This window comes from Kocuria sp. APC 4018 (assembly GCF_030407675.1).
GTDB lineage: Bacteria > Actinomycetota > Actinomycetes > Actinomycetales > Micrococcaceae > Kocuria > Kocuria rhizophila.
Map to the genome: position 1 here is coordinate 1 of NZ_JASDCY010000021.1, position 11,222 is coordinate 11,222.

Below are 11,222 nucleotides of genomic sequence, written 5' to 3' on the forward strand. Positions count from 1 at the left end.
GCAGCCCCCCTCTACCGCTGGTTCCCGGACGGGGAGCTGAACACGTGCGTCAACGCGGTGGACCGCCACGTGGCCGCGGGCCACGGGGAGCGCACGGCCCTGATCTACGACTCCGCGGTCCTCGGGGTGCAGGAGCACATCACGTACGCCCAGCTGCAGGAGAAGGTCGCCCTCTTCGCCGGCGCGCTCGCGGCCCAGGGTGTCACCAAGGATGACCGGGTGCTGCTCTACATGCCCATGATCGCCGAGTCGGTCGTGGCCATGCTGGCGTGCGCCCGACTGGGGGCGGTGCACTCCGTGGTCTTCGGAGGCTTTGCACCCCGGGAGCTCGCCAGCCGCATCGACGACTCCCGGCCGGTGGCCATCGTCACGGCGTCCGGAGGCGTGGAGCCCAAGCGTCGCGTCGAGTACCTGCCCGCGATCGAGGAGGCCCTGCAGATCAGCGAGCACGCGCCGTCGGCGGTGCTGGTCCACGAACGGGACGGCTTCACCACCACGGTGGCCGAGGCCCGTGAGCGCTCGCAGGCCGCGGGCGGGCCCGCGTGGTTGTCCTGGACCGAGGCTCAGGACGGCGTGGAGCCCGCCGAGCCGGTGACCGTGGCGGCCACCGATCCGCTGTACATCCTCTACACGTCCGGGACCACCGGAAAGCCCAAGGGCGTGGTCCGGGACAACGGCGGCCATGCCGTGGCGCTGAGCTGGTCCATGGCCAACATCTACGACGTCTCCGCCGGCGACGTGATGTGGACCGCCTCGGACGTGGGATGGGTGGTGGGCCACTCGTACATCGTGTACGCGCCGCTGCTCGCGGGGGCCACCACGGTGGTCTACGAGGGCAAGCCCGTGGGCACCCCGGACGCCGGGGCGTTCTGGCAGCGGGTGGAGGAGCACGGGGTCAAGGTGCTGTTCACCGCCCCCACCGCGCTGCGCGCGATCCGCAAGGCGGACCCCGAGGGGGACTTCGTCAGCAAGCACGACATCTCCTCCCTGCAGGCCCTGTTCGTGGCGGGGGAGCGGCTGGACCCGGAGACCTACACGTGGGCCTCCACCGTGCTGGGTGTTCCCGTGGTGGACCACTGGTGGCAGACCGAGACCGGGTGGGCCATCTGCTCCAACCCGTTCGGCATCGAGAGGCTGCCCATCGTGGCGGGATCCCCCACGGTGCCCGTGCCCGGATTCCACGTGGAGATCCTCGACCCCGTCGGGGAGCCTCTGGGCCCCGGCGAGGAGGGCAACATCGCCCTGCGCCTGCCGCTGCCCCCGGGCACCCTCAGCACGCTGTGGGGCAACGACGAGCGCTTCGTCTCCTCCTACCTCTCGGCCTTCCCCGGGTACTACGCCACGGGGGACTCCGGGTACATCGACGAGAACGGGTACGTGTTCGTGATGGGACGCACCGACGACGTCATCAACGTCTCGGGCCACCGGCTCTCCACGGGGCAGATGGAGCAGATCGTGGCCACCCACCCGGACGTCGCCGAATGCGCCGTGATTGGTGTGAACGACCCCCTCAAGGGCCAGCGGCCCTCCGGGTACGTGGTGCTCAAGACCGGCGCGGAGATCACCCAGGAGCGGCTGGCCGAGGAGCTCGTGACCATGGTGCGCTCGCAGATCGGCCCCGTGGCTGACTTCAAGGACGTGGCCGTCGTCGAAGCCCTGCCGAAGACCCGCTCGGGCAAGATCCTGCGCAAGACCATGCGCCAGATGGCCGACGGCGAGCAGTACACGGTGCCCTCCACGATCGAGGACCACTCCGTGCTGGAGGCGCTGCAGTCGGTGCTGGCGCCCAAGAACTAGCGTCCCGTCCCACCACGGACGCGGAGCCCCGCCACGGAGCAAGTCACCGGGGCGGGGCTTCGCCGTGAACGACGCGGGCGGCTCTGCTCTCAGCCACGCCACCCGTACTCGAGCTCGGGCCGGCCCGGTGCGCCGCGGCGCGCCCGCCGTTCGAGCATCCCGGTCTCGCACAGGTGCTCGAGATACCGCCGAGCGGTGACCCGCGAGAGCCCGAGGTCTCGGGCGATCTCTCCCGCGGAACGGAACTCGGGGGTCTGCCTCAGCGCCTCTGCCACTTTCTCCAGCGTGTCCGCGGCCAGCCCCTTGGGCGGTGAGGCGCGCCTGCCCGCGCTCAGGGTGGCGAACAGTCGGTCCAGCTGCGGCTGGTCCACCGTCGCGTCCTCGGGGCTCGTGCTGGCCAGTGCGCGGCGGTAGGCGGAATAGGCCTCCAGCCTGCTGCGCAGGTCCTGGAACGAGAACGGCTTGACCAGGAACCCCACGGCGCCCACCGAGGTGGCCTCACGCACCGTGGCGACGTCCCGGTGCGCGGTGACGACCAGCAGGTCCACACCGCACCGCTGCGCCCGCAGGGCCCGGGCGGCCTCCAGCCCGGACATGTCCGGGAGGTTCACGTCCAGCAGCACCAGGTCCACGGGCTCGCCCGACGCCGCCCGCTCCCGCACGGCGAGCACCGCGGCCCGGCCGGTGCGTGCGATCCCCACGACCTCGAAGCCGTCGCACCGTCCCACGTACTCGGCGTGGGCGGCGCCGGTGAGGGGCTCGTCCTCGACCACGAGCACCCGGATCACCGGGACACCTCCGCAGCGACCGCGGGGTGCAGGGCGGGGACGTCCACGGTGAAGACCGCCCCCGCATCGCACTCGACTCTGATGGACGTGCCCCAGGACGAGACGATTCCTCGCGCCACGTGCAGGCCCACGCCGTTGCTCACACCCGTCTCGTGCTTGCTGGTGACCCCGTGCTCGAAGATGCGCTCCCGTGCGTCCTGCGGCACTCCCGGGCCGTTGTCCGAGACCGTGACGTGCACGCAGCGCCCGTCACCCGATGTGGTGAGCTCGACCTCCACGGAGGGTGTTTCGCCGCCGGAGCCGTCCACGGCACCCGGATGGTGCACTCCCGCGGCCGCGTCCACCGCGTTGTCCACGAGGTTGCCGACCACGCTCACCAGGTCCGAGGGCTCGACGGCCAGCACCGGGATCTCCCCGTGGGTCAGCACCGCGAACTCCACCCCGCGCTCGCGGGCGGTGGCGGCCTTGCCCATGAGCAGGGCCGCCAGGAACGGGTCCCGGACGTGGCGGGTCACGGTGTCACCCACCCGGACGGACAGCTGGGCGGTGGCGGACGCGAACTCCAGGGCCTGGGGGTAGCGCTCGAGCTCCAGGAGCGACACCACGGTGTGCAGCCGGTTGGCGTGCTCGTGGGTCTGCGCTCGCAGCCCCGCGGCCATCGTGCGCACCAGGTCGAGCTCACCGGCCATCCGGCTCAGCTCCGTCTGGTCCTGGACCATGAGCACCCGCAGCGTCTCGTCCCCGGACGCTCGCGTGCACGTGGCCACCAGGGTGCGCCCGGCCACGGTGCAGCGACGGTCGGTGAACGTGGTCTCCTCCGCGAGCAGCCCCGCCACCGGACGGGGGACGGACACGGGGGAGCGGCGTCCCTCGCCACGGGTGGCACGCACCGGAACCCGGCGTCGCAGACGTGGGGAGCGGCGTCGTCGACCGCGCGGTTCCGGCGTGCCGGCGCCCCGGTCCACGCCGGCGGAACGGCTCGGCCCCGCCGCGGCGGAGTCCGTGTCGACGAATCCGGTCCGGTCCCCGGCTGCGGTCGTGCCGTGGTCCTCAGGGAGGTCAACTCCGAGGAGCTGGGCCGCGCGGGCGTTGGCCAGCACGGGGCGGTCGTCGCGGTCCAGCAGCACGAGGCCCTCGCGGGCCTCGGAGAGCACGGCGCGGTTGAGGGCGAGCTGGCGCACCAGGGACTCGGGGGAGCGCCCGCCCGTGACCCGGTGCAGGTAGCGGGCCATGAGGAGGCTGATCAGCGAGGACATGGCGAGCAACGACCCCGAGATGAGCAGCAGACCCGGGAGCTCACGGCGGTTCTCGGTCGCGATCCGGTCCAGCAGGACACCGGAGGACACCAGGCCGATCACCGTGCCGTCGGCGTCCCGCACCGGGGCGATCGTGCGCACGGAGGGCCCCAGCCGGCCCACCTCAGTGGCGGTGTACGTCTCGCCCGCGAGCGCGTGCGTGCGGTCCCCGAGGTACTGCTGGCCCACACGGCTCGGGTCGTAGTGGGTGATCCTCGTGCCCTCGGGAGTCATGACGGTCACGAAGTCCACGTCCGTGTCCCGCTCCACGGCCGACGCCACGGGCTGCAGCCGCGCGTGCGGGTCTGCGGAGAGCAGCGAGGAGCGCACGAACGGGTCGTCCGCGAGGGTGGTGGTGGCCACCCGGGTCACCGACTCCGCGCGGTCCGTGACCCGGGTGCGGGTCTGCCCGACCATCACGACCGCCACCACCAGGGTGATCACCACGACGAGGGCGAGCTGCAGGGCCAGGAAGCGTTGGGCCAGGGACATGGTGCGAACTCCGTGCTGGACGTGGACCGTGGACGAGCGGTGACCCCGGATGTGACGCCGGTCATGAACGATATGACCACAACGAGACACGGGGTCGGCTCCCGGGTGAGGGTGGTCACCATTCCACCACCGAACACCCAGGAGCCATCATGTCCCACCCACCCGCCGCGCGTGAGGCGAACCCGCCGGTCAAGAAGAAGCGCGACACCACCCACTACCTCTACATCGCCGTCATCGTGGCGGTCGTGCTCGGGGTGGTGGTCGGACTGCTGTTCCCGTCCGTGGGTGTGGCACTGAAGCCGCTCGGCACAGGATTCGTGGCGCTCATCAAGATGGTCATCCCGCCCGTGATCTTCTGCACCATCGTGCTGGGCGTGGGATCGGTGGCCAAGGCCGCCACGGTGGGCAAGGTGGGCGGTCTGGCCCTGCTGTACTTCATCGTGATGTCCACGTTCGCGCTCGCGATCGGCCTGGTGGTCGGCAACATCGTGCAGCCCGGCGCGGGCCTCGACCTGGCCAACGCACACTTCGACCAGTCCTCACTGGGCGGCGGCTCCCAGGAGTCCCACGGCGAGGGCACCACGGGGTTCATCCTGGGGATCATCCCCACCACCCTGTTCTCCTCCCTGACCTCCGGGCAGATCCTGCAGACGCTGCTCGTGGCGCTGCTCGTGGGCTTTGCCCTGCAGTCCATGGGCGCGGCCGGTCAGCCGGTGCTCAAGGCCGTGGGCTACCTGCAGGCGGTCGTGTTCAAGCTGCTCTCCATGATCATGTGGCTCGCGCCGATCGGCGCGTTCGGGGCCATCGCGGCGGTCGTGGGCGCCACCGGACTGCAGGCGGTGTTCTCCTTGCTCGGCCTCATGGTGGCCTTCTACATCACGTGCATCCTGTTCGTGGTGGTCGTTCTGGGGCTGCTGCTGAAGTTCGTATGCGGCGTGAACATCTTCAAGCTCATGAAGTACCTTGCCCGCGAGTACCTGCTGATCTTCTCCACGTCCTCGTCCGAGGCGGCCCTGCCGCGGCTGATCGCCAAGATGGAGCACCTGGGCGTGTCCCAGCCGGTCGTGGGGATCGTGGTGCCCACCGGCTACTCCTTCAACCTGGACGGCACCGCCATCTACCTGACCATGGCATCCCTGTTCGTGGCCGACGCCATGGGCACGCCCCTCGCGCTCGGTGAGCAGATCGGTCTGCTGGTGTTCATGATCATCGCCTCCAAGGGCGCGGCGGGCGTCACCGGTGCGGGCATCGCCACCCTCGCCGCCGGGCTGCAGTCCCACCGCCCGGACCTGCTGGACGGTGTGGACCTCATCGTGGGCATCGACCGCTTCATGTCCGAGGCCCGTGCTCTCACCAACTTCTCCGGCAACGCGGTGGCCACCATCGTGCTCGGTACCTGGGTCAAGGAGGTCGACGGTGCGCGGATGAAGCGCGTGCTGTCCGGAGCAGAGCCGTTCGACGAGGCCATGCTCGCGGTGGACCCCCACCTGGCCCCGACCCCGGCGGAGCAGGCCGCGGGGGCACCCGTGCCTCCCACGGTGCCCGATCGCCGCGAGCGGAAATGTCGCGAGAACGGCGCTCGGCGCTCGCCCGGCCCCCGCCTACTCCTGGCGGGGGGCCGCCGGCGGCGCCGGAAAAACGTCTTCCACACGCAGTGGCCCGGGGCGGGCGACGAACACCCTAGAATGACCTGCGGACCCGCTCCCCATTTCGTGAAAATGACAGGACATCCCCCTTGAGCCCCACCTCAGACCACTCCGTCGTCGCCATTGTGCCGTGCCACAACGAGGAGGCGGCCATCGGCAAGGTTGTCTCGGACTTGAAGCAGCACCTTCCCCGTGCGGAGGTGTACGTCTACGACAACTGCTCCACGGATCGCACCGCCCAGGTTGCGGCGGAGGCGGGGGCGCACGTCCGGATCGAACGGGAGAAAGGCAAAGGAAACGTGGTGCGCCGCGCCTTCGCCGATCTCGACGCAGATGTCTACCTCCTGATCGACGGAGACGACACCTACGACGTGGCACACGCCCCGAAGATGATCGCCACACTGCTCTCCGGACCGTACGACCACGTATTGGGAGTACGGCGTCAGGTGTCCACGACCGCGTACAGGGCGGGCCACGAGTCCGGGAACCGTGCTTTCAACTCCATCGTGAGTTTTGCATTCCGGCACCCGGTCACGGACATGCTCAGTGGCTACCGCGTCTTCTCACGTCGATTCGTGAAGTCGTTTCCCGCGCTGTCTCGAGAATTCGAGATTGAGACCGAGCTGACGATTCATGCGGTCAACGCCCGGGTGCCACAGGTCGAAGTGGAGGTCGGTTTCCGTGACCGCGCCGAAGGGACAGAGAGCAAACTGCGCACCTACCACGACGGTTTCAGAATCCTGCGGATCCTTTCCCAACTGCTGTTCCTGGAGCGCCCGTTCCTCGTGAATGGTGCGTTGGCACTCATCCTCGGCATTCTCGCTCTCTTTCTCGGCCTGCCAGTCGTCTGGACCTTCCTGGAGACCGGTCTTGTCCCTCGGCTCCCCACTGCGCTGCTCGCCTCTGCCCTCATGATCCTGGCGGGAGTGTTCCTGGTGCTGGGCGCCTTGCTTAACGGGGTGGTCATGACTCGGCGAGAAATGTCCCGGCTCTTCTACCTGCGCTGGGCAGCGCCCCCGTACGATCCGGATGGGCTGGCGGCCGTGGCAGACAGTCAGCGTGGCCCTGCCTCTGGTGAGGTGGCCGATGCACACTATGACCGGGGAGAAGGGCGCGATCAGCTGTGACTTCCTATTCCATTCCCCGCAACTACGGACGGCACTCGTGGAAGGGCCGGGCGCTGCGCATCGCTGGTGCCATGGTGGCGCTTCAATTCGTTCTGTTCGGGCTTCTCGTGGTTGGTCAAGCGGTGCCTGACAAGCCCATTGTGGACAATCTCGTTTCCGCGATCAACGAGGGAATCTACGGGCCCAGTTCCATGCGTGATCGGATGGGGTCCACCTCGGACACTTTCACGGAGTGCGTCGTGGTCGGAACGGGACTCGGTGCTGATCCCGAAGAATCTGCCTTCAGCCGGGCGGTGCGCATGCCGCGGATCGGCAACTGTGATGACGGAGTGGAGGACATCAAGGCCGTTGCCGCCGGTGAAGTGTTCCACGAGGACTACTACAAGTACTGGGCCGGCTACACGGTGTTCACCCGGCCGGCCCTTGCTGTCGTGGGAATGGACGGGCTGCGCATCGTCTCGGGGACCATGATGCTTGTGGCCCTGTTCGCAGCGTTCGTGGCCACGCGGGCCCGCACCACCACGGTTGTGTCGCTGGCGCTCTTCCTTCCTTTCGTCATGGGCACGAACATGCTGTCCACACCCTCGACGTCCTTCAGCCAGTCGATCTCCATAGCCTTCATCTTCTTGAACGTCCTCCTCACGGCAGCTGGAGTGGGGCGCGGCCGGTACTGGGGTCTCCTCGGACTCTGCATCGGGGCGGGGCTCTTCTGCTACGTGGATCTGCTCACCACTCCCGCGATCCCGTGGGCCATGTCGACCTTCGTCCTGGCGGCCGCCACCTGGTTCCGGACCCGCGACCTGCGTCATGCCGCAGGCTGGGGAGTGCTCGGCGCGGTTGCGTGGGCGGCGGCTTTTGGATTCACCTGGGTTTCCCGGTGGGCTTTTGGCGCGGCTTTCCTGGGCCTGGAACGCACGATTGACATGGTCAAGCAGAATGTCGGATTCCGTACCTCCGGGTCGTCCGCGGGTGTCACAGACAGCTTCGGGGCCGGCATAGCGCGCAACGTGTCGTACTGGTGGGAACATGTGCCGACCGCCCACGTGGTTCTCATCAGCTGCATCGCGGCAGCTCTGATCGGGCTCGTGCTGGCCGTCCGTCGTGGGGGCGCCGAGCGCCTCGTTGTGGCTGCTGTCCTGACCATGCCGGCCGCCGTGGTGCCGTTCTGGTATCTCGCGGTGAGCAACCACTCGCAGATCCATGCCTTCTTCGTGAATCGGGGGGTGCCGACCGTGCTGGCGGTCGTCACTGCGGCGTGTCTGCTCGCAGCTGCGCTACCCGCCAGTCCTGGCTCTCGGCTGGGGCGACGACCCAGGTCTGTTCCGGCGGCCGCGGACACGGGCGGTAGGGTGGAGCGTCGAGACCCGTACTCCACGCCCAGGAAGGAAGGCCGTCGCCCGTGAGCAACGCCAGTGATGAGAGGCCCCAGCAGAGCCAGGCTGCGGCGTCGGACGCCGTAGGCCCCACCGGTCGGCCGCTGCGGACCTTCCCGGATCCGCCCGAGCTGTCCACGCACGGCCCCGCGCGCATCATCGCCATGGTGAACCAGAAGGGCGGGGTGGGCAAGACCACCTCCACCATCAACCTGGGCGCCGCGCTCGCGGAGCTGGGCCGCAAGGTCCTGCTGGTGGACTTCGACCCGCAGGGCGCGCTGTCCGCCGGTTTCGGCTCCAACCCCCACGAGCTGGACCTCACCGTCTACAACGTGATGATGGACCGCTCCGTGGACGTGTGGGACGTGGTGCAGCAGACCCACGTGGAGAACGTGGACCTGCTGCCCGCCAACATCGACCTCTCGGCGGCCGAGGTGCAGCTGGTCAACGAGGTGGCGCGTGAACAGGTGCTCGCCTCCGCGCTGCGCAAGGTCGAGGACCACTACGACGTGATCCTCATCGACTGCCAGCCCTCCCTGGGCCTGCTCACCGTCAACGCGCTCACCGCCTCGCACGGGGTGATCATCCCGCTGATCTGCGAGTTCTTCGCCCTGCGCGCGGTCGCCCTGCTGGTGGACTCCATCTCCAAGGTGCAGGACCGCATCAACCCCAAGCTGCAGATCGACGGCGTCCTGGCCACCATGTTCGACTCCCGCACCCTGCACTCCCGTGAGGTCATCGCCCGGATCGTGGACGCGTTCGGGGACAAGGTCTTCGACACCGTCATCAAGCGCACCGTGAAGTTCCCGGACGCCACCGTGGCCGCGGAACCCATCCTCGCCTTCGCCAGCAACCACCCCGGCGCGGAGTCCTACCGCCAGCTCGCCCGCGAGCTCATCTCGCGCGGCGGCGCGCCGTGAACCACGCACGACGACGCCGCCCCGGCGCGTGAGCGGCGTCGTCGCCGTCCCTGCCGAGGCGCCGGGGGAGTCCCACGGCGGCTTCACCGTGGCCCTGGAGAACTTCCAGGGCCCGTTCGACGTGCTGCTGTCGCTGATCGCGAAGCACGAGCTGGACATCACCCAGGTCTCCCTGTCGGTGGTCACGGACGAGTTCATCCAGTACGTGCGCGCCCTGCAGGAGGACGCCTCGCCCAAGGCCCTGGACGAGGCCAGCGAGTTCCTGGTGGTCGCGGCCACCCTGCTGGACCTGAAAGCCGCCCGGCTGCTGCCGCGCGGCGAGGTCGAGGACGAGTACGACGTGGAGCTGCTCGAGGCCCGGGACCTGCTGTTCGCCCGGCTGCTGCAGTACAAGGCGTTCAAGGAGGTGGCCGGGCGGCTCAACGTCCGTTTCGCCGCCGAGTCCGTGCGGATCGCCCGCCAGGTGGATCTGGACCCTGCCATCACCACGGCCCTGCCCCCGCTCACGTGGACGCTGACCCCCGAGCAGCTCGCGCACCTCGCGGTGACGGCGCTGGACCCGGAGCGCCACGTGCCCGAGGAGGTGGACGTGGCGCACCTGCACGGCGCGCAGGTGCGGGTGGCGGACGAGGCCGAGGTGCTCGCGGACATCCTGCGGGACGGGGAGGACCACACGTTCCACTCCCTGGTGGCGGACGCGGAGTCCACGCTGGTGGTGGTGGTCCGGTTCCTCGCGCTGCTGGAGATGTACCGGGACCGCGTGGTCCGGCTGCACCAGGAGGACGTCCTGGGAGCGCTGCTCGTGCGCTGGGACGGCCCGGAGCAGTGGTCCGCCGCATCGCTCAGCAGCGAGTACACGGGCGCCGAGCCGGAGACCGCCCCGAGCGCGGACGGCGAAAACCTGGGAGAATGAGTCCCGCACAGGATCGGTGTGAACCGTACCGAAGGAGAGGATGACCGCGTGGCGGAGCAGACACCCCCCACGGCCCCCGCGGCGGAGACGTACCGCGCCGGGCCACCCACCACCCCGGCGGCCCCGGAACGCGCCGACGCACGGTCGTCGGCCAATACGGTGTCCAGGATCGACGAGTCGCATCCCGACGGCATGACACGCGACCAGTTGCTCTCCGCGCTGGAGGCGGTGCTCATGGTCGCGGCGGCCCCGGTGAGCCTGACGGAGTTCTCCCGGGTCACGGGTGAGCCCGAGCACCGGGTGCGCAGCGCACTGGAGCACCTCAAGGCCGAGTACGACGGAGTGACCGGAAACACCTCCGCCTCCACCCAACAGGGTGCCATGGCCGGATATGATGAACGGTCGGCCTCCAGATCCTTGGACGGCGTGGGGCACCGCGACGGCGCTCCCTCACCGTCCAGCGCCACCGCGCCTCGCGTGCGCGGGTTCGAGCTGCGTGACGTGGCCGGGGGCTGGCGGATCTACGCACGCAGCGACCACGCTCAGCTTGTCACGGACTTCGTGGTGGAGGGCAGCAGCTCGCGGCTCTCCCAGGCGGCGCTGGAGACGCTGGCGGTGGTGGCCTACCTGCAGCCCGTGTCGCGATCGCGGGTCTCCGCGATCCGTGGCGTGAACGTGGACGGCGTGGTGCGCACCCTGGTGCAGCGCGGCCTGCTCTCGGCCCACGAGCGGGAGGAGTCGTCCGGCTCCGTCCTGTACACCACCACCCCCCTTTTCCTGGAGAAGCTCGGTCTCGGCTCGCTGGACGAGCTGCCGGACATCGCACCGTTGCTGCCCGGAACCGACCAACTCGACGAGATAGAGGACTGAA

Annotated in this window: 9 protein-coding genes; 7 read left to right on the forward strand and 2 right to left on the reverse strand. The window is 69.3% G+C overall.

The genetic code is table 11. The features are described from left to right. On the forward strand, positions 1-1,797 hold a 1,797-nt coding region (locus QL985_RS05675; RefSeq protein WP_290147602.1), incomplete at its 5' end, for an AMP-binding protein. A gap of 89 nt (positions 1,798-1,886) precedes the next feature. Here QL985_RS05675 and QL985_RS05680 read toward each other — a convergent pair. Beyond that, entirely contained in the window at positions 1,887-2,585 is a 699-nt protein-coding gene (locus QL985_RS05680) for a response regulator (RefSeq protein WP_259905209.1), read from the reverse strand. Further along, positions 2,582-4,372 (reverse strand): ATP-binding protein, encoded by a 1,791-nt coding sequence (locus QL985_RS05685; protein ID WP_144802822.1) that lies wholly within the window; start codon positions 4,370-4,372, stop codon positions 2,582-2,584. The genes QL985_RS05680 and QL985_RS05685 overlap by 4 nt, the downstream gene beginning before the upstream one ends. A 149-nt stretch (positions 4,373-4,521) precedes the next feature. Between QL985_RS05685 and QL985_RS05690 the strand changes: the two genes are divergently transcribed. From QL985_RS05690 to QL985_RS05715, 6 genes are all read left to right on the forward strand, one after another. After that, the gene (locus QL985_RS05690; protein ID WP_259921376.1) at positions 4,522-6,111 is read left to right on the forward strand and encodes a cation:dicarboxylase symporter family transporter; all 1,590 of its coding nucleotides are present in this window, start codon (positions 4,522-4,524) and stop codon (positions 6,109-6,111) included. Next, positions 6,108-7,145, forward strand: coding sequence for a glycosyltransferase (locus QL985_RS05695; protein WP_059281120.1), 1,038 nt, complete (start codon positions 6,108-6,110; stop codon positions 7,143-7,145). Before QL985_RS05690 ends, QL985_RS05695 begins: the two co-directional genes overlap by 4 nt. Beyond that, positions 7,142-8,548, forward strand: a complete 1,407-nt coding sequence (locus tag QL985_RS05700) for a hypothetical protein (RefSeq protein WP_128973287.1) — start codon at positions 7,142-7,144, stop codon at positions 8,546-8,548. The genes QL985_RS05695 and QL985_RS05700 overlap by 4 nt, the downstream gene beginning before the upstream one ends. Further along, the gene (locus tag QL985_RS05705; RefSeq protein WP_059281121.1) at positions 8,545-9,438 is read left to right on the forward strand and encodes an AAA family ATPase; all 894 of its coding nucleotides are present in this window, start codon (positions 8,545-8,547) and stop codon (positions 9,436-9,438) included. Before QL985_RS05700 ends, QL985_RS05705 begins: the two co-directional genes overlap by 4 nt. Positions 9,439-9,466: 28 nt before the next feature. Continuing rightward, positions 9,467-10,351 carry a ScpA family protein gene (locus tag QL985_RS05710; protein WP_019310966.1) on the forward strand — a complete coding sequence of 295 codons (885 nt, stop codon included), beginning with the start codon at positions 9,467-9,469 and terminating at the stop codon, positions 10,349-10,351. Positions 10,352-10,543: 192 nt separating this feature from the next. Further along, positions 10,544-11,221, forward strand: a complete 678-nt coding sequence (locus QL985_RS05715) for an SMC-Scp complex subunit ScpB (RefSeq protein ID WP_100205765.1) — start codon at positions 10,544-10,546, stop codon at positions 11,219-11,221. The last annotated feature ends 1 nt before the right edge of the window (position 11,222 follow it).